The organism is Aeromicrobium sp. P5_D10, from assembly GCF_054049535.1.
This window is the reverse complement of sequence record NZ_JBFUME010000005.1, coordinates 339,079-364,059: the sequence shown is the minus strand read 5'-3', so window position 1 is coordinate 364,059 and position 24,981 is coordinate 339,079. Positions and strand designations below refer to the sequence as shown.

Annotated in this window: 27 protein-coding genes; 16 read left to right on the top strand and 11 right to left on the bottom strand. The window is 65.2% G+C overall.

The window, feature by feature from the left end; genetic code table 11:
• Positions 1-12 precede the first annotated feature (12 nt).
• Complete coding sequence (locus ACXJKC_RS12105) at positions 13-906, bottom strand: A/G-specific adenine glycosylase (RefSeq protein ID WP_456696970.1); 894 nt, start codon at positions 904-906, stop codon at positions 13-15.
• Between the two features lie 47 nt (positions 907-953).
• Between ACXJKC_RS12105 and ACXJKC_RS12100 the strand changes: the two genes are divergently transcribed.
• On the top strand, positions 954-1,658 hold the full coding sequence (locus tag ACXJKC_RS12100) for a hypothetical protein (protein WP_456696969.1): 705 nt from the start codon (positions 954-956) through the stop codon (positions 1,656-1,658).
• Between the two features lie 6 nt (positions 1,659-1,664).
• On the opposite strand, the gene disA is transcribed toward ACXJKC_RS12100, so the two are convergent.
• Positions 1,665-2,765, bottom strand: a complete 1,101-nt coding sequence (disA, locus tag ACXJKC_RS12095; RefSeq protein WP_456696968.1) for a DNA integrity scanning diadenylate cyclase DisA — start codon at positions 2,763-2,765, stop codon at positions 1,665-1,667.
• Positions 2,766-2,805: 40 nt separating this feature from the next.
• Positions 2,806-4,182 (bottom strand): DNA repair protein RadA, encoded by a 1,377-nt coding sequence (gene radA, locus ACXJKC_RS12090; RefSeq protein WP_456696967.1) that lies wholly within the window; start codon positions 4,180-4,182, stop codon positions 2,806-2,808.
• A gap of 91 nt (positions 4,183-4,273) precedes the next feature.
• On the opposite strand from radA, the gene ACXJKC_RS12085 reads away from it, so the two are divergent.
• Positions 4,274-4,933 carry a hypothetical protein gene (locus ACXJKC_RS12085; RefSeq protein ID WP_456696966.1) on the top strand — a complete coding sequence of 220 codons (660 nt, stop codon included), beginning with the start codon at positions 4,274-4,276 and terminating at the stop codon, positions 4,931-4,933.
• Between the two features lie 21 nt (positions 4,934-4,954).
• Here ACXJKC_RS12085 and ACXJKC_RS12080 read toward each other — a convergent pair whose 3' ends face one another.
• Together ACXJKC_RS12080 and ACXJKC_RS12075 are read right to left on the bottom strand one after the other, a co-directional pair.
• Positions 4,955-5,593: a VOC family protein gene (locus ACXJKC_RS12080; RefSeq protein WP_456696965.1), complete on the bottom strand. Its 639-nt coding sequence runs from the start codon at positions 5,591-5,593 to the stop codon at positions 4,955-4,957.
• A gap of 42 nt (positions 5,594-5,635) precedes the next feature.
• The gene (locus ACXJKC_RS12075; RefSeq protein ID WP_456696964.1) at positions 5,636-6,379 is read right to left on the bottom strand and encodes a hypothetical protein; all 744 of its coding nucleotides are present in this window, start codon (positions 6,377-6,379) and stop codon (positions 5,636-5,638) included.
• A gap of 65 nt (positions 6,380-6,444) precedes the next feature.
• On the opposite strand from ACXJKC_RS12075, the gene ACXJKC_RS12070 reads away from it, so the two are divergent.
• The 5 genes from ACXJKC_RS12070 to ACXJKC_RS12050 all read left to right on the top strand — a co-directional run bounded on the left by ACXJKC_RS12070 (position 6,445) and on the right by ACXJKC_RS12050 (position 10,294).
• Positions 6,445-7,356 (top strand): Ppx/GppA phosphatase family protein, encoded by a 912-nt coding sequence (locus ACXJKC_RS12070; RefSeq protein WP_456696963.1) that lies wholly within the window; start codon positions 6,445-6,447, stop codon positions 7,354-7,356.
• A gap of 24 nt (positions 7,357-7,380) precedes the next feature.
• On the top strand, positions 7,381-8,166 hold the full coding sequence (locus ACXJKC_RS12065) for a sugar phosphate isomerase/epimerase family protein (protein WP_456696962.1): 786 nt from the start codon (positions 7,381-7,383) through the stop codon (positions 8,164-8,166).
• Positions 8,167-8,182: 16 nt separating this feature from the next.
• The gene (locus ACXJKC_RS12060) at positions 8,183-8,590 is read left to right on the top strand and encodes a hypothetical protein (protein ID WP_456696961.1); all 408 of its coding nucleotides are present in this window, start codon (positions 8,183-8,185) and stop codon (positions 8,588-8,590) included.
• On the top strand, positions 8,590-9,243 hold the full coding sequence (locus ACXJKC_RS12055) for a LysE family translocator (RefSeq protein WP_456696960.1): 654 nt from the start codon (positions 8,590-8,592) through the stop codon (positions 9,241-9,243). Before ACXJKC_RS12060 ends, ACXJKC_RS12055 begins: the two co-directional genes overlap by 1 nt.
• Positions 9,244-9,439: 196 nt before the next feature.
• Positions 9,440-10,294 carry a hypothetical protein gene (locus ACXJKC_RS12050; protein WP_456696959.1) on the top strand — a complete coding sequence of 285 codons (855 nt, stop codon included), beginning with the start codon at positions 9,440-9,442 and terminating at the stop codon, positions 10,292-10,294.
• A gap of 7 nt (positions 10,295-10,301) precedes the next feature.
• On the opposite strand, the gene typA is transcribed toward ACXJKC_RS12050, so the two are convergent.
• On the bottom strand, positions 10,302-12,167 hold the full coding sequence (gene typA / locus ACXJKC_RS12045) for a translational GTPase TypA (RefSeq protein WP_456696958.1): 1,866 nt from the start codon (positions 12,165-12,167) through the stop codon (positions 10,302-10,304).
• 332 nt (positions 12,168-12,499) lie between these two features.
• Between typA and ACXJKC_RS12040 the strand changes: the two genes are divergently transcribed.
• The 3 genes from ACXJKC_RS12040 (at position 12,500) to ACXJKC_RS12030 (ending at position 16,144) form a co-directional block, all read left to right on the top strand.
• Positions 12,500-13,984, top strand: a complete 1,485-nt coding sequence (locus tag ACXJKC_RS12040; protein ID WP_456696957.1) for a DHA2 family efflux MFS transporter permease subunit — start codon at positions 12,500-12,502, stop codon at positions 13,982-13,984.
• 82 nt (positions 13,985-14,066) lie between these two features.
• Positions 14,067-14,537 (top strand): MarR family winged helix-turn-helix transcriptional regulator, encoded by a 471-nt coding sequence (locus ACXJKC_RS12035; protein WP_456696956.1) that lies wholly within the window; start codon positions 14,067-14,069, stop codon positions 14,535-14,537.
• Entirely contained in the window at positions 14,534-16,144 is a 1,611-nt protein-coding gene (locus ACXJKC_RS12030) for a DHA2 family efflux MFS transporter permease subunit (RefSeq protein WP_456696955.1), read from the top strand. Before ACXJKC_RS12035 ends, ACXJKC_RS12030 begins: the two co-directional genes overlap by 4 nt.
• Positions 16,145-16,382: 238 nt before the next feature.
• Here the strand turns inward: ACXJKC_RS12030 and ACXJKC_RS12025 are convergent, their stop codons facing one another.
• Positions 16,383-17,120, bottom strand: coding sequence for an SDR family oxidoreductase (locus ACXJKC_RS12025; protein ID WP_456696954.1), 738 nt, complete (start codon positions 17,118-17,120; stop codon positions 16,383-16,385).
• Positions 17,121-17,194: 74 nt separating this feature from the next.
• Here ACXJKC_RS12025 and mshA point away from each other — a divergent pair, with 74 nt between their 5' ends.
• Genes mshA through ACXJKC_RS12005 form a run of 4 tightly spaced genes read left to right on the top strand, consistent with a single transcriptional unit; the run spans position 17,195 to position 20,404 of the window.
• A complete protein-coding gene (mshA, locus tag ACXJKC_RS12020) occupies positions 17,195-18,451 on the top strand; it encodes a D-inositol-3-phosphate glycosyltransferase (protein WP_456696953.1) in 1,257 nt (418 codons plus the stop codon).
• Positions 18,448-18,930: a YbjN domain-containing protein gene (locus ACXJKC_RS12015; RefSeq protein ID WP_456696952.1), complete on the top strand. Its 483-nt coding sequence runs from the start codon at positions 18,448-18,450 to the stop codon at positions 18,928-18,930. Before mshA ends, ACXJKC_RS12015 begins: the two co-directional genes overlap by 4 nt.
• 46 nt (positions 18,931-18,976) lie before the next feature.
• On the top strand, positions 18,977-19,642 hold the full coding sequence (locus tag ACXJKC_RS12010; protein ID WP_456696951.1) for a DsbA family oxidoreductase: 666 nt from the start codon (positions 18,977-18,979) through the stop codon (positions 19,640-19,642).
• A gap of 18 nt (positions 19,643-19,660) precedes the next feature.
• Positions 19,661-20,404 carry a phosphoglyceromutase gene (locus tag ACXJKC_RS12005; protein WP_456696950.1) on the top strand — a complete coding sequence of 248 codons (744 nt, stop codon included), beginning with the start codon at positions 19,661-19,663 and terminating at the stop codon, positions 20,402-20,404.
• A 102-nt stretch (positions 20,405-20,506) separates the two neighbouring features.
• On the opposite strand, the gene ACXJKC_RS12000 is transcribed toward ACXJKC_RS12005, so the two are convergent.
• Positions 20,507-21,187 carry a response regulator gene (locus tag ACXJKC_RS12000; protein ID WP_456696949.1) on the bottom strand — a complete coding sequence of 227 codons (681 nt, stop codon included), beginning with the start codon at positions 21,185-21,187 and terminating at the stop codon, positions 20,507-20,509.
• Positions 21,184-22,347 carry a sensor histidine kinase gene (locus ACXJKC_RS11995; RefSeq protein WP_456696948.1) on the bottom strand — a complete coding sequence of 388 codons (1,164 nt, stop codon included), beginning with the start codon at positions 22,345-22,347 and terminating at the stop codon, positions 21,184-21,186. The genes ACXJKC_RS12000 and ACXJKC_RS11995 overlap by 4 nt, the downstream gene beginning before the upstream one ends.
• Positions 22,348-22,480: 133 nt before the next feature.
• Here ACXJKC_RS11995 and phoU point away from each other — a divergent pair, with 133 nt between their 5' ends.
• Entirely contained in the window at positions 22,481-23,122 is a 642-nt protein-coding gene (gene phoU, locus ACXJKC_RS11990) for a phosphate signaling complex protein PhoU (protein ID WP_456696947.1), read from the top strand.
• A gap of 128 nt (positions 23,123-23,250) precedes the next feature.
• Here phoU and ACXJKC_RS11985 read toward each other — a convergent pair whose 3' ends face one another.
• Positions 23,251-23,757, bottom strand: a complete 507-nt coding sequence (locus ACXJKC_RS11985; protein WP_456696946.1) for a hypothetical protein — start codon at positions 23,755-23,757, stop codon at positions 23,251-23,253.
• Between the two features lie 186 nt (positions 23,758-23,943).
• On the opposite strand from ACXJKC_RS11985, the gene ACXJKC_RS11980 reads away from it, so the two are divergent.
• Positions 23,944-24,429, top strand: a complete 486-nt coding sequence (locus ACXJKC_RS11980) for a CarD family transcriptional regulator (RefSeq protein WP_056211551.1) — start codon at positions 23,944-23,946, stop codon at positions 24,427-24,429.
• Positions 24,430-24,498: 69 nt separating this feature from the next.
• Here ACXJKC_RS11980 and ispF read toward each other — a convergent pair whose 3' ends face one another.
• Positions 24,499-24,975: a 2-C-methyl-D-erythritol 2,4-cyclodiphosphate synthase gene (ispF, locus tag ACXJKC_RS11975; protein WP_456696945.1), complete on the bottom strand. Its 477-nt coding sequence runs from the start codon at positions 24,973-24,975 to the stop codon at positions 24,499-24,501.
• Between the last annotated feature and the right edge of the window lie 6 nt (positions 24,976-24,981).

The window sequence follows — 24,981 nt, the reverse complement described above, 5'->3', positions numbered from 1 at the left end:
GCCGTTTCAGAGTTACGGCAGGGCGTAAGTTCCGTTTTCCACCGGGTCGACCAGGCCGTCTGCTACTAGGCCGTCCAGGGAGCGTTCTCTCTGGACGGCGTCAGGCCACACCAGGTCGAGAGCGGCCTTCGGCACCGGGCCATGGGCTTCGCGGAGCACCGCCATGAGACGGCCACGACATTGACGGTCGGTGCCCTCCCAGGATTGTCCACGACGGGCCGGCCCGTCGTAGGCCGGATAGCCGGCCGCCCGCCAACGGCACGCCGGCGCCACCGGACACTCATCGCACGATGGAGCTCTGGCCGTGCAGACGACCGCGCCGAGTTCCATCGTCGCGGCCGCCCAGCGGTGCGCATCGGCAACCGGCAACAAGCCGCGGGCGAGTTCTCGTTCGGCCGCAGTGACCGACGTCTGCGGAAACTGCTCGCCTGACACGATTCGGGCGAACACCCGGCGCACATTGGTGTCGAGCACAACCGCGCGTCCGGCGAAGGCGAATGACTGCACCGCCGCCGCGGTGTAGTCGCCCACTCCGGGCAGGGCGAGCAGCTCCTCGGGAGAACGCGGGACTTCGCCGCCATGGCGCTCGACGATTGCGGTGGCCGCCGCGTGCAGGCGTAATGCTCGACGCGGGTAGCCGAGCCGTCCCCAGGCACGGATGGCCTCGCCCGTGGGCTCGGCGGCCAGATCGGCAGGTCGTGGCCAACGACCCATCCATGTCTCGAACACAGGCAGCACACGGACGACCGGCGTCTGTTGGAGCATGAACTCCGAGACCATGACCGCCCATGGGGACGGGTTGCGCCGCCAGGGCAGATCGCGGGCGGCGTGATCGAACCAGGTCAGAACGTCGTCGTGAAGACGGGCGAGCTCTGCGGGCGGGAGCGTAGATGTATCGGATGACATGGCGGGTCGATTTTCGCACGGGCACCCTAGCGGCCTATCGTGTGACCGTGAGCCAGCGCAGGTTGCCCGCCGAGATCTACTGGCGTCGACGACTCCTGGTGCTGGCGGTCGTCATCGCGCTCGCCTGGGTCGCGCTGAAGCTGGTCGGCGGTTCGGGCGACGAACCGAAAGCCGCCCCCACGACTCCCGCACCGGCAACCACGACGACCGCGGCTCCGGTCGTCAAGGTCAACGGCCGGGTCGACGTGACGTTGGTGGGTGCGAGCAAGCCTTGTGATCCCCAGAAGATCCGCATCATCCCCACGGTCAATCCCGGCCAGGAGACCAAGGGACCGGTCAAGATCGGCCTGGTCGTGAGTTCGTCCGGTTCGACCTCGTGCACGCTCACTGCGGATCAGGCCGATGCGATCGCGGTCATCAGCGCCAATGGCACAGCCGTGTGGGACTCGACAGTGTGCAAGGACGGCCTGATCGACGGGCCGATCGCCGTATCGGCTGACTGGGCGACGTTGGCCGTGGTCGAGTGGACCGGCCGTGGATCCGGGTCGAAGTGCAGTCCGAACGAAGGGTTCGCGACGCCGGGCACCTACACATTGCAGATCGGGACGCTCGGCGGGGAGCCGGGCAAGACGAAGTTCTCCTTGAAGGCCAAGCCGGCACCTGCCAAGACCAGTGCGACACCCAAGCCGCCCGCGAAGAGCACTGCGACACCCAAGCCGCCCAAGACGACGACCAAGCCGGCTGACGAGTAGTCGGGCCTAGACGTAGCGTTCGAGGATGCTGGACTCCGCGAGACGGGAGAGTCCCTCGCGTACGCCGCGTGCACGCAGGTCGCCGACGCCGTCGACGGTCTGCAGGTCTTCGATGCTGGCGGCCAGGAGCTTCTGCAAAGAACCGAAGTGGTCGATCAGGCCCTCGACGACCGAGAGAGGTAGTCGAGGGATGCGGGCCAGCAGCCGGTAGCCGCGGGGCGCCAGGGGACCGTCGAGGGTCTCCTGGGTGCCGATACGCAGGGCACGGGCGACCGCGCCAAGGTCGACAAGATTGGTCGACTCGATCGCGGCGAGTTCGGCGAGCACGGCTTCGAGGGGCCGCGCCCGGCGGCCGCTGGGCATGTAGTCGCGGATGATGAGTTCGCGTTCGGCGTCGACGCCCGCGATGAGTTCCTCGAGCTGCAGTGCGAGCAGGCGTCCGTCACTGCCGAGTTCGAGCACATAGTTGTCGATCTCACCGGCGATGCGGCTGACCATCTCGAGGCGCTGGGCGACCGCAGCGACATCGCGGACCGTCACGAGGTCCTCGATCTCGAGCGCCGACAGTGCGTCGGACACTTCGTCGAGTCGGTTGCGGTACCGCTCCAGTGTCTGGAGGGCCTGGTTGGCACGGCCGAGAACCGCCCCGGTGTCTTCAAGTACATGTCGGCGGCTGCCGAGGTAGAGCGCGATGATGTGCATCGACGCCGACACCGAGATGACCGGAACGCCGGTCTGTCGAGCCACCCGATCGGCTGTGCGGTGGCGGGTGCCGGTCTCCTCGGTCACGATCGCCGGATCAGGCATCAGGTGTACGCCGGCCATGATGATGCGGCTGGCGTCCTTGTCGAGGATTATCGCGCCGTCCATCTTGGCGAGCTCGCGCAGCCCGGTTGCCGTGAACGGGACGTCGAGGGCGAATCCGCCGGTCGAGATGGCCTCGACGCTCTTGTCGTGACCCACCACGATCAGGGCGCCGGTGCGTCCGCGCAGGATCCGTTCGAGGCCTTCGCGAAGAGTGGTGCCGGGAGCAACAGACGACAGGGTCGCGCGGATACGGTTCGACGTATCGACTGTCGCCGCGTGACGTTCGGCCGCTGTGGACATTGCTCCCCCTTACTCAAGGTCAGGCACAGTCTACGGCCATTCAGCCCGGGTTCTGTGCACCGAGACAGCCCATCGCCTCACGAATCGTGTGGACCGCCTGAATCTTCATGGTGCTGGCTATCGTGTCGAGACCCTCGGAGCCGGCAGGCACGATGGCGCGCTTGAACCCGATGCGTTCGGCCTCGCGCAGACGGGCCGAGAGGTTGCTGACCTTGCGGACCTCGCCGGCCAGTCCGACCTCGCCGATCGCCACGAGATCCGACGGCGCCGCTGCTCCCGAAACGGCCGAGAACGTCGCGACGGCGAGTGCGAGGTCGACAGAAGGCTCGATGAGTCGCGCACCGCCGACAGATGCGGTGTACACGTCCAGTTGCCCCAGGGGGACGCCGCAGTGTTTCGTCAGCACGGCCAGGATCATCGCGACGCGGGAGGAGTCGAGTCCGCTTGAGGTACGTCGCGGCGACGGCGTCGAGGACGAGACACTCAGCGCCTGCACCTCGGCGAGGAGCGGTCGACGTCCCTCCATCGTGACGGTCACGCAGGTGCCGGCGACGGGCTGCTCATGGCGGGACACGAACAGGCCGGTGGGATCGGGCACCTCCACGATGCCGTCGTCGACGAGGTCGAAGCAGCCGATCTCGTCGACCGGCCCGAAACGGTTCTTGACGGCGCGGAGCAGACGCAACCGCGAGTTCCGGTCGCCCTCGAACTGCAGGACGACGTCGACGAGGTGTTCGAGCACGCGGGGGCCGGCGACCGAACCGTCCTTGGTCACGTGTCCCACCAGAAGCGTGGCGATGTTGTTGCGTTTCGCCTGCTGGATGACCGCAGAGGCGACCTCACGGACCTGGGTCACGCCCCCTGGCACGCCCTCGACATCGGCGGATCCGATGGTTTGGACGGAATCGACGATCAGCAGGCTGGGTTTGACCGTCTCGACGTGGGTCAGCACGCCGCCGAGGTCGGTCTCGGCGGCCAGGAACAGTGAGTCGTCGACGGCACCCGTGCGCTCTGCGCGTAAACGCACCTGAGCCGCCGACTCTTCGCCGGAGACGTAGAGCGTCCGCCGATCGGCTCTTGCCCAGCGGGCGGCGACCTCGAGCAGCAGCGTCGATTTGCCGACGCCGGGCTCGCCGGCAAGCAACAGGACGCCGCCGGGGACGACCCCACCCCCTAGGACCCGGTCGAGTTCGCTGATGCCGGAACCGACCGAGCGGGCCGACTCGATCGCGACCTGACTGATCGGGACGGCGGCGACCGCGACGGGTGCGGGCTTGGTGCGGCCCGCGCGGGCCGTGGCGGCGACGTCGACCGTCCCCCATGCCTGACACTCGCCGCACCTGCCGACCCACTTGATCGTCGTCCACCCGCATTCTGCGCAGACGTATGCGGGTCGAGCAGTCTTGGTGCTGGCCATGGCGCCCAGCCTAGGTGAGGCGGCCGACAGTTCCGGCGCGTGCAGGACGTGGGGTTCGTCGAACTGCCGGGCCGGCGACTAAACTCCAGTCATGACGTCCGTCGCCGTGTCCACCCGGTACCCCGCGCCGCCGGTCATCAAATCCGCGAACATCGCTGCCAAAACCGGGTTGGTGCTGTTGCTGGGCCTCGCGCTCCTGGTGCCCGGCTTCGGCAACCTCGACGGCAAGGGACTGATTCCGCGGGCCATCGGCTATCCGTTGGCGGCCTTCGCGATCCCATTCATCTGGATGACCTGGTGGCGTCCGCGCGCATCGTTTCCGTGGACGGCCGACTTCTTGGTGACATTCGCATGTTTCAGCGACATGTTCGGCAACTTCTTGAATCTCTACGACTCGGTCGAGTCGTTCGACAACATGGTTCATTTCGTCAACACGGGGCTGCTGACCGCCGCGGTCATCCTGCTGACGATGCACCGCTCCACGCCGTTGTCGGCAGTGCTGGAACGCGCCGTCGCCTTCGGCGTCAGCGCCGCATTGGTCTGGGAGATCGCGGAGTACTTCGCCTTCCTGCGGTGGTCGCCCGAACGACTAGGGGCCTACGCCGACACGCTCAGCGACATGTCGCTCGGAGCGTTGGGATCGGTTCTAGCCGGATTCTGCGTGTATGCGCTGTGGCAGCGCGGGCATCTCGCCGAGGTCGCGCCGCAGCTCGAGCTGGCCCATCAGCAGCGCACGTCGCGCTCGTCGTAGGGCCAGCCCGGGGCTGCTTGGTCAGATCCGGACGTCGCCCTTCGGTGTGCGGAACGTGGCTGCCATGATGCCGGGCAGTCCGTTGGGGGCCGTCCAGTTGACCTCGATCTCTTCGAGGGCGTCGATGGCCGGCTCGCCCAGCCAGTCGGACAGCCGCTGAGGCGAACCGGCGATGTCGAGCGCGATCAGGCTGATGTCGGACTCGGCCATCTGCGAGGGATGTTCGGCCGGATCGACGTCCCATGCCGTGACATAAGGCAGCTGGGGATCGGCCCGCATGCTGCTGGTGCCGATCTGGCGCCACTCCAGGTTGAAACCGTCAGGACGGCGACGGTTGCCCGGAACCGCATGGCGGCCGATGCGGCGTTCGACTTCTGTCATGTCGTCGACCGACACGCACCAGGCCATCCAGCCGCCACCGGCTTCGGAGCGTTCGCGCACGGCTTGGCCGAATGCCGCCTTGTCGGAGGCCGGGTGGTCGAGCACCGTGACGACTTCGAGGTACTGCCGATTCTTCAGCGGCAGGATCATATTGCGAGTACCGAATCGGGGATGGGCGCCGCCATCGAGGAACGTCGCGCCGAGTAGCTGGCCGAGCTCGCTGGTCGTGCCGGCAAGACCGTGGGGACCCACTGCGAAGGAGAGGTGATCGAGATGCATATGGCATTCTGACCCAGCACTGGATCGCACTGGGTCATGGGGTCATCGGATGGGGTCGGCGAGGTGTGGTGTATTGGCCCCGCGAGCCTCGTGATCCCTGCAGTGACGGGCAAGTTCGGCGTATCCGGAGGTGCCCATCAGCGCGGTCAGCTCCTCGCGATTGGCGATGTAAACAGGGTCGACGCCGACGTGGGCCTCGGTGTTGGACGAGCAGTACCAGTCGAGGTCGGCGCCGCCCGGACCCCAGCCTGCACGCGTGTACTCGCCGATCTGGGTCTCGGTGTAGGTCGTGCCATCGCCCCGGTCGACCTCACGGAACTGACGCCGCAACGGCAGCTGCCAGCAGACGTCCGGTTTGGTGGTGTGCGGAGGCAGCTCATTGGCCAGCGCATAGCCGTGCAGCGCGCAGCCGTACCCGCCGGGGAAGTCACGGCCGTTGTGAAAGATGCAGGCTCCCTGGAATGCCCGGGTCTTGAGTTCGCCTTCGTTGTCGCGCTCGGTCCAACCGTGGCGACGTCCCTCGTCGTGGTGTTGCCACTGTTGCGGGCTGAGCTTTTCCATGACGGCGCGCGTGCGTTCGGCGTCGTCATCGTCGGCGAAGTGGGCGCCGAGTGTGCAGCAACCGGCGTCCGGGCTGGTCTCGTAGATACCGGGGCAGCCCTGTCCGAAGATGCAGGTCCAGCGCGACGTCAGCCAGGTCAGGTCGCAGCGGAAGACCTCGTTGGCGTCATCGGGATTGGCGAATTCCACAAAGCTGCGGGGGAATCCGATTGCAATTTCGGGCATCGGCCGCAACCTTATCCGGACCTGCCGCGTTCGCGGGAGGAATTCGCCGATGAGAGAATGCTGATATGCGCATGGGCGTCCTCGACATCGGTTCCAACACGGGCCATCTGCTCGTCGTCGACGCATTCCGTGGTGGACCGCCCGTTCCGGCTCATTCCTACAAGGAGCCCTTGCGGCTGGCCGAACACCTCGATCCGGGCAATCTGATGACGGACGAAGGCATCTCGCGACTCGTCAAATACGCCGTCGAGGCCCGTGCGGAGGCTGCCGAGAAGGGCTGTACGACGATTCTGGCCTTCGCGACCTCCGCGGTGCGCGATGCCGGCAATGCCGACGAGGTCATCGCCCGGGTCAATGAGGCCAGTGGCGTCGATCTGCAGGTTCTCGCCGGGGAGGACGAGGCCCGCTTGACGTTCCTGGCGGTACGACGCTGGTTCGGTTGGTCGGCCGGCCGGCTCGGGGTTTTCGACATCGGCGGTGGCTCCTTGGAGATCGCGGCGGGACACGATGAGTCGCCCGATGTCGCACACTCGATCCCGCTGGGCGCCGGCCGATTGACCCGCGACTGGTTCGACGCGGGTCGCTCCGCGGCAGAGCTTCGGCTCCACATCCGCACCGCGATCGCGGCCGAGGCCGGGACGGTACTGCGCGGCGGTCCATTCGACCGAGCCGTCGCGACGAGCAAGACGTTCAGATCCCTGGCCCGCATCTGCGGCGCGGCGCCCTCGGCGGAAGGCGAATTCGTGCGGCGGGTGCTGCACAAGCAGGATCTGTCGGTGCTCGTCGACGAGCTCGCCACGATGTCGCCGGAGGAGGTCGCCTTGCTGCCCGGGGTCTCGCCGGACCGTTCCCATCAGCTCCACGCGGGCGCCCTGGTGGCCGAAGCCACGATGGACCTGTTCGAGGTCTCGGAGCTGGAGATCTGTCCGTGGGCGCTGCGCGAGGGCGTTCTGTTGGAGCATCTCGATCACCTTTGAGACCCGCGGCCTACTCTTGTAGGCGTGGTTCCCTCACTTCGTGTTTCGCTGTCGACGTCCTCGGTCTATCCGGGGTCGACAGCCAGCGGATTCGAGGTCGCGGCGCGCCTCGGATATGACGGCGTGGAAGTCATGGTCGGCATCGATGACGTCAGTGCCGACATCACTGCGGTCAAGGCGCTCAGGGAGTTTCACGAGATCCCGATCGTCTCGGTCCACGCGCCGTGCCTCCTGGTCACCCAACGGGTCTGGGGCACCGATCCGTGGGGCAAACTGCACCGGAGCGCCGAGATGGCGCATGAGGTGGGAGCCTCGGTCGTCGTGGTGCATCCGCCATTTCGGTGGCAGCGCGATTACGCGCGCACGTTCGTCGACGGCATCGCCGATCTCGAGGCGAGCCACGGGATCACGTTCGCGGTCGAGAACATGTACCCGTGGCGCACCGGCAAGCGGGAGTTCCAGGCCTACGCGCCGGGTTGGGACCCGATCGAGCAGGACTATGCGCATGTGACGCTGGATCTGTCGCACAGTTCGACCGCAGGGGGCGATCCCGTGCAGATGGCCGCCGACCTGGGCCCCCGCCTGGCGCACATCCACATGACCGACGGTTCGGGATCGGCCAAGGACGAGCACCTGATTCCAGGCCGTGGTACACAACCGTGCAAGGAATTCCTCGCAGCCGTCGCGGCCAGCGACTTCAGCGGCGAGATCGTCGTGGAGATCAACACCCGAAAATCCAAGGATCAGAACGAACGGGAGTCCGACATCCTGGAGGCTTTGGCGTTCACCCGCCTCCATGCGGCGGTTTGACGATAGCCTGCACCGCATGGAAACGGTGTCCTTGACGGGTGAACGGCTATCGCAGCGGCAGTGGCTGCTCGGCGGGGCAGTGGCCCTCATGTTCGTAGGGCTCGTCGGAGCTTCGCAGATCGTGTCGTTGTTCGCCTTCTTCGTGCACCCTGGGGATGGATTCGACGGCCGATTCTCGATTTTGTGGGACATCGTCAGGCAGGAGTGGGGTGTGTACCTCGCCTACGGAGTAATCGGAGCGATCGCCGGAAATCTGGTGTGGCGACTGCGTGCAGAGTACGCCGCGCGCGACCTATGGCCGGTCATCTGGCGGGCCGCGGTCGTCTACGTGCCGACCTCGATCGTCGTGACGTTTGTCATTGCACTGGGGTCGGCGCTGATCCATGACCGACCGATGTTCTTCTTGGGCTTCGAGGTGCTCTGATGATCACGACCGAGCAGCTGCTGACCTTCGGCCTCGCTGCGTTCATCCTGATCGCGATCCCGGGTCCGAGTGTCGTGTTCGTGATCGGACGGGCGCTGGCCTACGGTCGCGGTGTCGCGCTGTTGACGGTCCTCGGCAATACCTTGGGGCTGCTCGCGATCGTGATCCTGGTGGCACTGGGGCTCGGCGCGATCGTGCAGGAGTCGATCGTGGTCTTCATGATCTTGAAGTTCGCCGGTGCTGCCTATCTGATCTGGCTGGGCGTGCAGGCGATCCGGCACCGTTCGGCGTTCAACGTCGCGCATGCGGGCGAGGGCGCGGCACCGGTGCTTGCCCCGCGCATCGTGGTCCGGCAGGGATTCATCGTCGGCTTCTCCAATCCCAAGGCGTTCATGATCATCGGCGCGTTACTGCCGCAGTTCGTCGTTCGCGGCAGCGGTGAGGTTCCGTTGCAGATGTTCCTGCTCGGGCTGGTAGCCGTCGTGATCGGTCTGCTGTCCGACTCGCTGTGGGCGGTCATCGCGAGTCAACTCCGAGCGTGGTTCAACGCGTCACCGAGACGCGGTGCCGCGATGCCCCCCCCCCCCCCCCCCCCCCCCCCCCCCCCCCCCGCGTCCACAGCTGGACTTGACCGCGCCCTCGTCCACAGGTGACCCCCTGATGGTCGTGCCGAGGAGGACGTCCGTCGCACGGTAGGGCATGCCCCGCCCTTCACCGATACCCCGATCCCTGCGGTCCCGACCGTTCACGGCAGCAGAAGCGAACGCACTCGGGGTCAGTGAGAAGGTTCTGCGAGGCAACAGATTCCGTCGTCTTCTCGTCCGGGTGTGGGTGTGCGCCGATCACGTCATGTCGCGCGCAGACTGGATCGCTGCGGCTGCGCTTGCCATGCCGGAGCGCGCGCAGCTCAGCCATCTCACCCGTATCCAGGCACTCGGCCTCGACTTCGGTCCGCACGAGCCGTATCACTTCACTGTGTCCGGTGATCTGCACATCGCGCTCGACGACATCTATCTACATCGCACCGAAGTGCTCCCGCCGACCGACGATGTCGGTGTCACTCCGGCCGCGGCTTTCATCCAGTACTGCACCGTCGCCCGGATGATCGACGCGATCAAGGTAGGTGACTGGCTCCTGCATCACGAGCACATGACGGTGCTCGAGGTCTACGAGCTCGCACAGCTCCATGACTGGCGCCCGGGGGCTAGCCAGGTCCGTCGGGTTCTTCCGTACCTGGATGCCGCGTCCCGATCGCTCAAGGAGTCCGAGACGAGGGCGCTGGTCGTCTTCGCAGGGCTTCCCGGTCCAGAGGTCAATGTCGATCTGGTCGTCAGGGGCAGGTGGCTGGGATGCGTCGACCTGCTGTTCCGCGCGTGGCTTCTCGTCCTGGAATACGAAGGGCGCCAGCACGCCGAGACGACCGAGCAGTTCGGCAGGGACATCACGCGCTATGCCGGATTCCGGGACGAAGGGGTCGGCTACCTACAGATCACCAATGACATGCTGAAGGTGCCACGGACATTGATTCGTCGCATCCACGAGCTACTGGCCGCACGTGGATATGACGGAGGCCCACCGGTCTTCGCAGACCGATGGGCCTCTCTGTTCGTCCCGATCACCTCGGCACCGGGCGGTGCGCCAGCGTCCAAGAATCAGCGCAAGGTGGACGCCAGCGCACCGCGCCGGGGGCGGGGTGGACGCTAACGCACCGCTACTTCTTGGCGCGGTTGGCGCGGTTGCGCTCCGTCGCGTCGAGGATGATCTTGCGGATGCGAACGTGCTGCGGGGTGATCTCGACGCACTCGTCCTCGCGGCAGAACTCCAGTGACTGCTCCAGCGACAGCTTGCGCGGCGGGATCAGCTTCTCGAACTCGTCGGCGTTGGAGCGGACGTTGGTCTGCTTCTTCTCACGGACGATGTTGATGTCCATGTCGTCGGCGCGCGAGTTCTCGCCCACGATCATGCCCTCGTACACCTCGGTCGCGGGCTCGATGAACAGCGTGCCGCGCTCCTGGATGTTGGTCATCGCATAGGACGTCGCAGCGCCGTGGCGGTCCGAGACCAGCGAGCCCGAGGCGCGGGTCTGGATATCGCCGGCCCACGGCTCGTACTTCTCGAACGTCTGGTGCGCGATGCCGGTGCCGCGGGTCTCGGTCAGGAACTGGGTCCGGAAGCCGATCAGACCGCGTGCGGGCACGATGAACTCCATGCGGACCCAGCCGGTGCCGTGGTTGATCATCTGTTCCATGCGGCCGCGGCGGACCGCGAGCAGCTGGGTGATCGCGCCGAGGTACTCCTCGGGAGCGTCGATCGTCAGGCGCTCCATGGGCTCATGCAGCTTGCCGTCGACCTCCTTGGTGACGACCTGCGGCTTGCCGACGGTCAGCTCGTAGCCTTCACGACGCATCTGCTCGACCAGAATGGCCAGTGCGAGCTCGCCGCGCCCCTGGACCTCCCAGGCGTCGGGACGCTCGGTGTCGAGCACCTTGAGCGAGACGTTGCCGATCAGTTCGCGGTCGAGACGGTCCTTGACCAGGCGGGCGGTGACCTTGGTGCCCTTCTCGCGGCCGGCGAGCGGCGACGTGTTGGTGCCGATCGTCATGGAGATCGCGGGCTGGTCGACCGTGATGAGCGGCAGTGCGACGGGGTTCTCGGGATCGGCCAGCGTCTCACCGATCATGATCTCGGGGATGCCCGCGATCGCGACGATGTCGCCGGGACCCGCAGACTCGCCGGGAACGCGCTCGAGCTCATGGGTCACGAGCAGCTCGGTGATCTTGACCCGGTCGACGGAGCCGTCGACCTTCATCCAGGCAACCTGCGAACCCTTCTTGAGGGTGCCTTCCTTGACCCGGACGAGGGCCAGGCGGCCGAGGAACGGCGAGGCGTCGAGGTTCGTGACGTGGGCCTGCAGCGGAGCGCCCTCGGTGTACTCAGGGGCCGGGACCGCGTCCATGATGGTCTGGAACAGCGGGATGAGGTTCTCGCTGTCGGGCAGGCCGCCGTCTTCGGGCTTGTTGAGCGAGGCGCGACCGGCGCGGGCCGAGGCGTAGACGACGGGGAAATCGAGGGCGTCTTCGCTGGCGCCGTCTTCGAGCAGGTCGAGGAACAGCTCGTACGTCTCATCGACGACCTCGCTGATGCGCGAGTCGGGACGGTCGACCTTGTTGACGACCAGCACGACGGGCATCTTGGCGGCGAGGGCCTTGCGGAGCACGAAGCGGGTCTGGGGCAGCGGCCCCTCGGACGCATCGACGAGCAGGATGACGGCGTCGACCATCGACAGGCCGCGCTCGACCTCTCCACCGAAGTCAGCGTGTCCGGGGGTGTCGATGATGTTGATCGTGACGCCGCCGTCGGGCGAACCGGGTCCGTTGTAGCGGACGGCAGTGTTCTTCGCGAGGATCGTGATGCCCTTCTCCCGCTCGAGATCACCGGAGTCCATGGCGCGTTCGGCGAGCTGATGGTGCTCGTCGAAGCTGCCCTGCTGCTGCAGCATGGCATCGACCAGAGTGGTCTTTCCGTGGTCGACATGGGCGACGATTGCGACGTTGCGCAGATCGGAGCGAGTGGGCATGCGAAAAATGTCCTAAGCGTGGGGAATGCTCATTGCGTACAGAGCCTTCCTATTCTATGGGTGCACTGCTCTGTGCGGCGAATCGCATGACATCGGTTCGTTGTGACATAGAAAACATCCCGTTGGAGCAAAGGTTGCAAGACTGTTAGTATCTTCGCGAGGTAACTTCGGCAGCGGAGCTCTTCGACGTTCTCGATCCGCCCGATTTCCTCGGGCCCGGGTCGGTTCCAGTCCCGCTGCATGACGCTGTGCGGCAGCTATTGGCTGCCTGACGCTCTTCGACGTCCTCACCTCAACATGCTTGCGCCGCAAAAGAACACAGGAGACCGTTGATGACCGCCGCGTCCGTTCCACCCGAGATCGAATATCCAGACAAGATCGACGGCGCGGTGCTCAAGGTTGCCGGTGTCGTCGTGCTCGGCGCGATCATGTCGATCCTCGACATCACCGTCGTCAGTGTCGCGCTGCCGACATTCCAAGAGGCGTTCGGCTCCACGTACGCGACGGTTGCCTGGACCATGACGGCGTACACGCTCGCACTGGCGACGGTCATCCCGTTGACCGGCTGGGCGGCCGATCGCTTCGGAACCAAGCGCCTCTATCTGACGGCGCTGCTGTTGTTCACCGCCGGCTCGGTGCTGTGCGCTGTCGCCGACTCGATCGAGATGCTGATCGCGTTCCGCGTGGTCCAGGGCCTCGGCGGCGGCATGCTGATGCCGCTCGGAATGACGATCCTGACTCGCGCTGCCGGTCCTGACCGTATCGGTCGCCTCATGGCGATCATGGGCATCCCGATGCTGATGGGACCCATCATGGGCCCGATCCTCGGCGGTTGGCTCATCGATGTCGCGTCCTGGCACTGGATCTTCCTGATCAACCTGCCGATCGGCATCGCCGCTCTGCTCTACTCGCAGCGCGTGCTGCCCACCGACGTGCCCAGCAAGGCCGAGAAGTTCGACTTCATGGGCATGCTGCTGCTGTCGCCGGGTCTGGCCCTGTTCCTGTTCGGTGTCTCCTCGATCGCCGAAGGTGGCGAAGGCGCGCACATCGGTTCGAAGGTCATCGTCTCGTCGACGGCCGGGCTGCTGCTGATCCTCGCCTTCGTGTTCCACGCGCTGCGCAAGGACGATCCGCTGATCGACTTGCGCCTGTTCCGCAACCGCAATCTGACCATCGCGACGGTCTCGATGTTCGTGTTCATGATCGCGTTCATGGGCGCGGGCCTGCTGTTCCCGTCCTACTTCCTGCAGGTACGCGGCGAGACGACCCTGATGGCCGGGCTGTTGATCGCCCCGCAGGGAATCGGCGCCATGATCACGATGCCGATCGCCGGCGTGCTGGCCGACAAGATCCCGATCGGCCGGACCGTGCCGTTCGCGCTGGCGCTCATGGCGGTGGGCTTCTTCGGCTTCACGCAGGTCGAGGCCGACACGTCCTACTGGGTCCTGTGCGGCTCGCTGTTCGTCATGGGCCTGGGTATGGGCGGCACGATGATGCCGATCATGACATCAGCCCTCAAGACGTTGACGAATCACGAGGTCGCCCGTGGCTCCACGATGGTCAACATCGTGCAGCAGGTCGCGGGCTCGATCGGTACCGCCGTACTGTCGGTCATTCTGACCAACCAGCTCACCTCGACACCGGCGGCAGGCGTCGGTCAGCTCGAGTTCGCGGCCAACGGCTTCGCGACGACGTTCATGGTGGCGTTCGGTCTGGTGGTCGTGGCGTTCATCCCGGTGTACTTCCTGCCGCGCAAGCACGATGAGTCACATCTTCTGGACGATGGCGGCCCCAAGCCGCCCGTGTTGATCCACTGACCACTGCAGTTTCACGAATAATTCATCAAATTGTGGTGAAGATTTCATTGCAGCAAAGATTGCAATAGGGTTAGGATCTTCTGTGACTGTTTCTCCGGACGACCTCTACGAAGTGCTCGAAGACTTCGTCATGCGGTTGATGAATCTCTCAGAATCAGACGGCATGGACGCGATGGTCGAACTCGACCTCTCGTTCTCGCAGGCTCGTCTGCTGTTCCTGCTCGCCAAGACAGGTCAGCCGATGCCGATTCACACGATCGCCACGGCACTGGGCCTTTCGGATGCGGCCACAGGTCGTAACGTCGACCAGCTCCTCAAGCTCGATGTGGTCGAGCGCAAGGAATGCCAGAACGATCGGCGGGTCAAGCTCGTCTCACTCACGACAACCGGCGAACGGCTCGCGGTCGCGCACGTGGACTCCAAGCGCGATTCGATCAAATCCTTCACCAGTCAACTTCCATCCCAGCAGCGCGACAATCTGCATCGTGCGCTGTCCGAAATCCTCGCGGCCGACACCCTTGGCCCGCGAAAGAATCAGGAGCACTGCGTATGACCGATCAACGAGAAGTCGTCCCAGACGACGACAAGATCACACCTGAGATTCTCAAGGTCGCCGGAGTCGTCGTGCTCGGCGCCGTCATGTCGATCCTTGACGTCACAGTCGTCAACGTCGCATTGCCGACGTTCCAGACCGAGCTGTCGAGCGGAGATGAGCCGCTGGCCTACTCGACTGTGGCCTGGACCGCGACGGCCTACATGCTCGCGCTGGCCGCTGTTATCCCGTTGACGGGTTGGGCAGCAGACCGGTTCGGCACCAAACGCCTGTACATGGCCGCAATCGCCCTGTTCACCATCGGCTCGCTGCTGTGTGCGACGGCGTGGAACATCGAAGCGCTTATCGGCTTCCGAGTTCTCCAAGGCCTGGGTGGCGGCATGCTGATGCCGCTGGGTATGACGATCATGACCCGCGCCGCGGGCCCGCACCGCATGGGACGTCTCATGGCGATCCTCGGTATTCCGATGCTGCTCGGCCCGATTCTGGGCCCGATCATCGGCGGCATCCTGATCGACCAGGCTTCGTGGCACTGGGTGTTCCTGATCAATCTGCCGATCGGCATCATCGGCCTGCTCTACGCCCAGCGGGTTCTGCCCAAGGATTCGCCGGAGCCGAGCGAATCGCTCGACATCGTCGGCATGATCTTGCTGTCGCCGGGCCTCGCGCTGCTGCTGTACGGCGTGTCGACGATCCCCGAAAAGGGCACGTTGATGGCGGGCAAGGTCCTGATCCCCATGATCATCGGCTTGTTGCTGATCATCGTTTTCGTGTTCTACTCCTTCAAGCCCAAGCACCCGTTGCTTGACCTGAGGCTGTTCAAGGACCGCAACCTGACCGCCTCGGTCGTCACGATGTTCTTCTTCGCCGCAGCGTTCTTCGGGGCATTGCTGCTGGTGCCGACCTACTTCCAGCAGGTCAACGGCGACTCGGTGCTGAAGGCCGGTCTGCTGCTGGCGCCGCAGGGCATCGGAGCGATGCTGACGATGCCGATCGCGGGCGCGTTGACCGACAAGATCCCGGTGGGTCGCATCGTCCCATTCGGCTTCTTGGGCATCCTGATCGGCATGTTCGGTCTGGCTCAGAGCACGGATCCCGGCACGTCGAATCTGACGATCATGACGTGGCTGTTCATCACCGGGCTGGGCATGGGTGCCACGATGATGCCGTTGTTCACTTCGGCGCTCAAGACGCTCAAGCCGCATGATGTGGCACGTGGATCGACGCTGCTCAACGTGACTCAACAAGTCGCAAGCGCCACCGGCATCGCGACGATCTCGGTGATCTTGACCAATGCCATGAAGAGCGGTGACGTCCTCGCCGGTTCCGAGAAGCTGCCGGGAGTCGAGGGCGGTCTGACCCCGGCCCAACTGGCTGCCGGTTCGCACACCGATCGGGGCGCTGGGCTCGTCGACGCGCTGAAGGTCCCCGCCGATGTGCTGCAGCAGGGCTTCCACGACTTGGCCGACGCGTTCGCGTCGTCGTATTGGGTCGCTTTCGGGGTCCTGGTCTTCACCTTGATCCCCGTGGCGTTCCTTCCGCGCAAGCGTCAGATCTCCCCGATGGAAGAGGGCGATGATGTGGCTCCGCCCATCGTGATGCACTGATCGTCTGGTCCACAACCGCGAAGACCCCGCCACTCGGCGGGGTCTTCGTAGTTTCGTGGCCTCTGCCCCGCCGCCTGATTTGGCGGTTTCCCATGAGGCCTCGCCTTGTAGTCACGCACCCAGCGCTGTGGCAGGAGGCGCGTGACAATCACCCTTGGTGAGTCGCGCTGGGATGCTAGGTGCGTGACAACGTCCCTAGGTCTCATGGGAAACCAACAGAGGTGGAGGGTGCGGCTGATCAGAGCTCTCGGTGCACCTTGTGCGGTGCAGCCTGCGCGATGGGTTTGAGCACCATCAGGTCGATGTTGACGTGCGGGGGGCGGGTTGCGACCCACACGATCGCGTCGGCGATATCGTCTGCGACCAACGGCTCACGGACTCCTGCGTACACGGCATCGGCTTTCGCCGCGTCACCGTGATACCGGTTGAGCGAGAACTCGTCGGTTCGCACCATGCCGGGGGCGATCTCGGTGACCCGCACGGGCTGGCCGTTGAGCTCGAGTCGCAAGGTCTCGGTCATCGCGGTGAGGCCGTGCTTGGCAGCGGTGTAGCCGGCACCTCCCTCATACGTCAGGTGCCCAGCGATAGAGCCCAGGTTGACCAGGGTGCCCGCGCCACTCGCGACGAGCGCGGGGAGGAGGGCCTTGGTCACCAGCAGCGTTCCGATGACGTTGACCTCGTACATCTGTCGCCAGCCATCGGGATCCGCCGACGAGACCGGATCGCTGCCGATCGCGCCGCCTGCGTTGTTGAGCAGCAGGTCGAGCGTCGGCCCGACCGTGTCTGCGAGCGCAGCGACCTGATCCGGGTCGGTCACGTCGCACGTCACGGCGGTGCCGCCGATCTCGGCGGCGAGTGCCTCGATGCGGTCGGTTCGGCGGGCCACGCAGAAGACGTGGAATCCGGCGGTGGCGAGCTTTCGGGCGGTGGCAGCTCCGATACCGCTGCTGGCTCCGGTGACGACGGCTGTGGGCATGAGCCCATCGTGACAGACAGCCGACGATGCGGTGTGGGGGCAGGGTGGGACTATGGAACGGAAAGGCGGTGCACATGGTTTGGCGAGTCGCGATGCTCTCGGCGCACACCTCTCCACTCGAACAGCCAGGAGATGGTGACGCGGGTGGCATGAACGTCTACGTTCTGGAACTCTCCCGTCAGCTGGCGGCCCGTGGCATCGAGGTCGAGATCTTCACCCGTGCGACATCACGCCATCAGCCGCCCTTCGTCGACGCCGAGCCAGGAATCCGGGTCCACCATGTGGCCGCCGGTCCGTTCGAGGGCCTGCAAAAGAATGATCTTCCGTCACAGCTGTGCTCGTTCGTGCGCGATGTGCTGCGCGCCGAGGTGGAGCGCGAACCCGGACACTTCGACCTCGTGCACTCGCACTACTGGCTGTCCGGGCAGGTCGGGACGGTTGCGCGCGAGCGGTGGAACGTCCCTTTGGTGCACACGATGCACACCATGGCCAAGGTCAAGAACTCACTTCTCGCCGAAGGTGATGCGGCCGAGCCGATCGGTCGTATCTACGGTGAGGAAGAGATCGTCCGGCTTGCCGACCGGTTGATCGCCAACACCGCCGAAGAGCGGCGTGAACTCATCGACCTGTACGAAGCCGAGCCTGACCGGGTCGCGGTCGTGCATCCCGGCGTCGATGTCGAGGTGTTCCGGCCCGGACGGCATGACGAGGCGCGCGAGCTGCTCGGTATCGCGCCGGATGCCGCGCTGCTCATGTTCGCCGGACGGATCCAGCCACTCAAGGCCCCCGATGTCGTCCTGCGGGCAGCCGCGGTCATGTTGTCGCGTGATCCCGGGTTGCGTGAGCGGCTGGTCGTCGCGGTGGTGGGCGGGGCTTCGGGTTCGGGTCTCGACCAGCCGACGATGCTCACCGATCTGGCCTCCGATCTGGGTATCGAGGACGTCGTTAGGTTCGTGCCCACGGTTTCGCAGCGGGAGCTGGCCGACTGGTACGCCGCTGCTTCGGTCGTGTGCGTGCCCTCGTACAACGAATCCTTCGGACTCGTGGCGATCGAGGCGCAGGCCTGCGGCACGCCCGTCGTGGCAGCTCGGGTCGGTGGTCTCACGACGGCGGTCTCCGACGGTGTCAGCGGTGTGTTGGTCGACGGCCACGACCCCGCCGACTTCGCCGCCGCGATCCATCCACTGCTCACCGAGCCCGAGGTGCGGGAGGCGATGAGCCACAAGGCCGTCCGTCATGCCGAGGGCTTCGGCTGGGATGTCACGGCCGATCGGACCTTGGCTGTCTATGCAGAAGCCGTCACGGCCCATCAGGAGGAGCAGCAGCCATGACCGACAAAGTCAGGACCACGATCGTCGAGGCGCTCGACGCCGCCGAGCTGGCCTACACCGAACATCGGCCTGGCATCTTCGAGGTCACGCTGCCAGGTGAACGCAAGCTCCAGACGACGTGCCGTCTCGAGATCGGCAAGCATTCGCTGGGTATCCACGCATTCGTCGCGCGTAACCCCGATGAGAATCACCAAGTTGTCTACCGCTGGCTGCTCGAACGCAATCTCAAGATGTTCGGCGTCGCATTCGCGGTCGATTCGGCCGGCGACATCTATCTCGACGGCCGGTTGCCGCTGGAGGCCGTGACGAACGACGAGATCGACCGGTTGCTCGGCGCGGTGTTGACCTACGCCGACGAGTCGTTCAACACGATTCTCGAACTCGGCTTCGCATCGTCGATCCGCAAGGAATGGCAGTGGCGCGAATCGCGCGGGGAGTCGACCCGCAACCTCGACGCGTTCAAACATCTCAAGCCCTGAACGGGAACTGTCACCTCATGACCAGCGATCGCGTAGCGTTTCTGTCGTGAAGGTCATCATATTTGCCGATGTGACGGACCCGTGGGCGTACATCGGGGCTACCCGCTTCGAGCGGGCGGCGGCGATGTTCTCGATCCTGACCGGTGAGCCGGTCGAGATCGCCTACCGGGCGCATCTGCTCGAACCTGACGAGAGTAATGACGGTCTCCCGCTCATGAAGGTGCTCGAAAAGCGCCTGGGTGGTCGTGATCAGGTCGAGCTCATCAACGCGAGGGTGACTGCGGCGGCGAAGATCACCGCGATCGATCTCAACTTCGATGAGGCAGTCGCGGCCAATTCATTCGATGCCTGGCGTCTGCTGACCTGGGCCTATGAGGCGGGGCCGGGGATCCAGCGTGATCTCCTGCACCAATTGTGGCGGGCCCACTTTTTGGAGGGTGCCGACATCGGGGATCCGTTCACGCTGGCCACGCGGGCTGCGCTGGTGGGACTCGATCTGGAGACGGCCGAAGGCCTGTTGGCCAGCACCGAGTACGCCGACGTGGTCCGGACCCAGGCCGACACCGCCGCAAGCCTCGAGATCGAGCAGTTGCCCTACGTCGTGATCGAACAGCGATGGGTTCTGGCCGGAATCCAGTCGCAGAACGATTACGTACAAGCCCTGCATCGGATCTTTCAAGAGTGGCAGGGCGCCGAATCGGCGGGAGAATGACCCAATAGGCTCGATGTCATGAGCACCTTGATCCTGCTGCGTCACGGCCACAGCGAGTGGAACGCCAAGAACCTGTTCACCGGATGGGTCGATGTCGACCTCAACGAGCAGGGTGTCGAGGAGGCCCACAACGGCGCCACGATGCTCGCCGATGCGGGTCTGCTGCCCGATGTCTCGCACACCTCCTTGCTGCGTCGTGCGATCCGCACGTCACAGATCGTCCTCGACGGCATCGACCGTCACTGGATCCCGGTCAAGCGTTCGTGGCGCCTCAATGAGCGTCACTACGGTGCACTGCAGGGCAAGGACAAGAAGGCGACGCTGGAAGAGTTCGGCGAAGAGCAGTTCATGACGTGGCGCCGTTCCTACGACACCCCGCCGCCGGCGCTTGACGACGACTCGGAGTTCAGCCAGGCCGCCGATCCGCGGTACAACTCCCTGCCCGATGAACTCCTGCCACGGACCGAGGCGTTGTCGAACGTCCTCGACCGCATGCTGCCGTATTGGTACGACGCGATCGTCCCTGACCTGCTCGATGACCGGATCGTGCTTGTGACGGCGCACGGCAACTCGTTGCGGGCGCTCGTCAAGCACCTCGACGGTGTGAGTGAGGACGACATCGTGGGATTGAATATCCCGACCGGCATCCCGCTGGTCTACGAACTAGACGCCGACCTCAAGCCGGTCGTTGAGGGCGGAACGTACCTAGATCCGGCAGCGGCCGAAGCCGCCATAGCCGCGGTGGCCAATCAGGGCCGCTAGCGCTGGGTCACTTTGTGCGGTCAGCTCACCTGGTTTCGACAGCTGACGGCTTCGCCGTGAGTCGCTCAACCTGCCTCGTGAGCTCGGCCGCGGGCGGCCTCGTCACGAGTCATATTTGTAGCCCAGGCCTCTGACGGTTGTCAGGGTGACGGGGTTCGTGGGGTCCGCCTCGATCTTGGCGCGCAGGCGCTTGACGTGGACGTCGAGGGTTTTGGTGTCGCCCACGTAATCGGCGCCCCAGACCCGGTCGATGAGCTGGCCGCGGGTCAGAACCCGGCCCGGGTTGCGCAAGAAGTACTCCAGCAGCTCGAATTCCTTGAGCGGGAACTTGGCCGCGACACCATCGATCGTGACGAGGTGGCGGTCGACGTCCATGCGTACCCGACCCGCCTCGAGCGAGGCGTTGTCGTCGACATCGTCGGTCGCGCCGCGACGCAGGACGGCCTTGATCCGAGCCACCAGCTCGCGGGGCGAGTACGGCTTGGTGACGTAGTCGTCGGCACCGAGTTCGAGACCGACGACTTTGTCGACCTCGGTGTCCTTGGCGCTGACCATGATGATCGGCACCGACGAGATCTGCCGCAGTGCCCGGCACACCTCGGTGCCGGACAGACCCGGCAGCATGAGGTCGAGGAGCACGATGTCGGCCCCGCCCCGGTCGAACTCGGTCAGCGCATCGGGGCCCGTCTCGGCAATCGCGACGTCGAACCCCTCCTTGCGCAGGACGTACGACAGCGCCTCGCTGTAGCTCGCCTCGTCCTCAACGACCAGTACCTTGGTCACTTGTTCCCCTTCATGTTGTCGAGACTCTCAATGTCTTCTTCGATGTCTTGATGATGGGCCGGCAGCACGAGTGTGAACGACGAACCGAGACCCGGCTCGCTCCACACCTCGACGCTGCCACCGTTGCTGGCCGCGACGTGCTTGACGATCGACAGTCCCAGACCCGTGCCCCCGGTGGATCGGGCGCGGGCGGGATCGACCCGATAGAACCGCTCGAAGATCCGGTCGAGCTCGTCGCCCGGGATGCCGATGCCGTTGTCGGTGACGGTCAGGCGCACGTCGAGGCCGTCGCGTTGCCCGGTGACCGTGACGCGGGAGCCGTCAGGGCTGTAGGTGACGGCGTTCTCCACCAGGTTGCTGACCGCCGCGTGCAGTTGGGCGCGGTCGCCGTGAACGAACAGATCGGGCTCGACCGATGCGACGATCTCGATGTGCTTGTGTTCTGCCTCGGTGGCCGAGTGCTCACACGCCTCGGAGATCAGATCGCCGATCTTGATCGCGGCCGCTTCGTCACTGAGCACATTGTTCTGCAGACGCGACAGGTCGATGATCTGCTGCACCAGACGAGTCAGACGCTCGCTCTCCAGGTGCATGCGGCCCGAGAACCGCACCACCGCCTCCGGATCGTCCTTGGCCTCGCCGACTGCCTCGGCCAGCAGAGTGAGTGCCCCGACCGGCGTCTTGAGTTCGTGGCTGACATTCGCCACGAAGTCGCGGCGGATCGACTCGACTCGCTGTTCACGGGTGCGATCGTCAGCAAGGACGAGGATCAGGCGGGACGTCAACGGTGCGACCCGGGCGTGGATGAATGCGGTGCTGCCGCGCTTGGGCTGCAATGAGACGTCGGCTTCCCTGACCTGCCCGTCGCGGCGTACTTGCCGGACCAGGCTCATCAGTTCGTCGGACTCCAGACGGTCCTCATTGATCAGACCCATCGCGAAGGCCGGGGCCGATGCCTTGACGACGGTATCGCCCGAGTCGATCAGCACGGCTGATGACGACAGGACCGACAACACGAGCTCGGCGCCCGGGGGCACGACGGTAGGCGGCTCTTCCACGGCCTGTTGCTGCCTTTCGCTGAATCGCCACAGATAGGTGATGGCGGCGCCGACGACCGCACCGATTGCTCCGGCGATCGCGATGACTGCGCTGGTGTCCACACCTTGATCGTAGGGGTCCATTCACCCTGCAGCCGCCCGATAGGCCCTTGTAGCAGCGGGGTTTCCACTGGCGTTCACGTCCCGTTCACCGGGCGTCGCCGTCCGTTCACCCGGCGTGCCTAAGGTGTGGGACATGCGCGATCAGTATTACGAACAGCTCGATGCCATCGTCGACGACCTGGTGGACCTGACCGGGACAGTCCGGCGTGCCGTCGCCGACGCGACCAAAGCCCTGCTCGAAGCAGACGGCCAGATTGCCGAGTCCGTCATCGCCGGCGACAAGGACATCGACGAAGCGACCGAGACGATCGAGGAGCGCACGCTCCTGTTGCTGGCGACCCAGCAACCGGTCGCGACCGACCTTCGTCAGCTCGTCGCGACGCTGCGGATGCTGGCCGATCTGCAGCGGATGGGAGATCTGTCGGTGCACGTCGCCAAGATCGCTCGGCGTCGCATGCCTGACTCCGCGGTACCGGATCACCTGCATCCGACGATCCTGTCGATGGCGTCCGTCGCCGACTCCATGATCGATTCGGCGTCGCGCATCGTGGCCAACCGGGACGTCGCGAAGGCGGCGCTTCTGGAGTCCGAGGACGACGAGATGGATCTGCTGCGCAAGGACCTGTTCCGCTCGCTGCTCGGCGACTCATGGGACCACGGCGTCGAGCCGGCCGTCGACGTCGCACTGCTCGGCCGCTACTACGAGCGCATCGGCGATCATGCCGTGTCGATGGCCCGCAGGGTCGTCTTCCTCGTCACGGGACAACTCTCCTAGGACGACTTTCGATCTGAACCCCTGCTGCCTGCCGCTGCGGGGGTTCTGTCGTTCTGGCCGTGGGTCGCCCACAAAAAGCCACGAGCCCTTGTCCGTCGGACGGACAAGGGCTCGTGGCGACGTGTGAGTTACTCCGCGGAAGCGCTACCGGCAACGGAGTCGTACTCCGCTGTGCGTGCGACGACCGGGGCCTCGACGGTGAGGGATCCCGAGTCGGTGAACGTGAATGTCACCTTGACGTACTTGCCCGGGTCGGCGCCTTCGGTCACGACGAAGACGAGTGAGCCCTTGACTCCGCCCAGAGTCGTGAGCTCGTGGGGCTCCAGCGGCAGCAGGATCTTCGGGCTACGAACCGTCAGGGCCTTGTCGTCCAGCGTCGTGACCTCAACGGACGACAACTGCTGCGCCTCGTCGAGGTTGTTCTGCAGACCGACCGAGAGCGTCGCGGTGCCATTGGAGTTGGCGACCAGGAGCGTGTTCAACGCATCGACGTCTCCCCGGGCGTTGGCTCCCACAGCCGGCTGATAGACCTGGTTGGTCTGGGCGCTGAAGCCCGTGCCACATGCACCAAGGGCCAGCATCGTTGCCAGGGCAAGGGAGGCGGCCGCCACGCGGCGACGTCGTACAGGGCTCACCAGATCACTGCTTTCGGTCGGTGTCTCGGGGGCTTGGGTACCCGAGGAGATGCTATCCGAACGGCCGCAGACATTTGCCTTTGACCTGCTCGTAGGTCGTCTGCTATGGCGCCGAAGGCCTGAAACGACAGCGGTAGACGTCGTTTACGCGTGGTATCCTAGTGGTCTAGGAAAGGCATTTTCTCTATGACTTTTGTTGTCGGCGAAACGGTTGTATACCCCAATCACGGAGCTGCAGTCATCGAAGATATCGAAACCCGGACGATCAAGGGTGAGGAGCGTGAGTACCTCGTCCTGCGGATCGTTTCGCAGAACGATCTGGTGGTTCGTGTTCCGGCATGCAACCTCGATCTGGTCGGAGTTCGCGATGTTGTCGACGAGGCTGGACTCGAGCGGGTTTTCGGCGTCCTTCGTGCTGAGCATGTCGAGGAGCCGACCAACTGGTCGCGCCGCTACAAGGCAAACCTCGAGAAGCTGCACTCCGGTGATGTGTTGAAGGTTGCCGAGGTCGTTCGCGACCTGTGGCGCCGCGATCACGAGCGTGGACTGTCCGCGGGTGAGAAGCGGATGCTGGCCAAGGCGCGCCAGATCCTCGTCTCCGAGCTTGCGCTCGCCGAGAAGACCAATGAGGACAAGGCCGAGACGCGCCTCGACGAGGTTCTCGCTTCCTGAACCGACGCTGTGACGAATGAAGCCCCTGTCTCGCTGAGACGGGGGCTTCGTCGTTGGTCGCGAACTGGGTCAGGCGGGGTGGACGAGCGCCGTGGCGATCGCCGCGATGCCCTCGCCGCGACCGGTCAGGCCCAGGCCATCGGTCGTCGTGGCCGAAAGACTGACGGGGGCGCCGACCGCCTGGCTGAGCACGCGCTGGGCATCCTCGCGGCGGGTGCCGATCTTGGGACGGTTGCCGATCGCCTGGACCGACACGTTGCCGACTGCCCAGCCGTTCTCGCTCAGACGCCGGGCAGTCTCGGCCAGGAAGTCGACGCCCGCCGCGCCGGCCCAAGCCGGATCCCCGGTGCCGAAGTTGCTGCCGATGTCGCCGAGTCCGGCGGCGCTCAGCAAAGCGTCGACGATCGCGTGGGAGACACAGTCGCCATCGGAGTGGCCTTCGAGACCCTGGGTTTCGTCCGGCCAGTGGAGTCCCGCCAACCACATGGGACGGCCGTCGACGAGACGGTGGACGTCGGTGCCGACACCGATGCGTACAGAACTCACAAGACG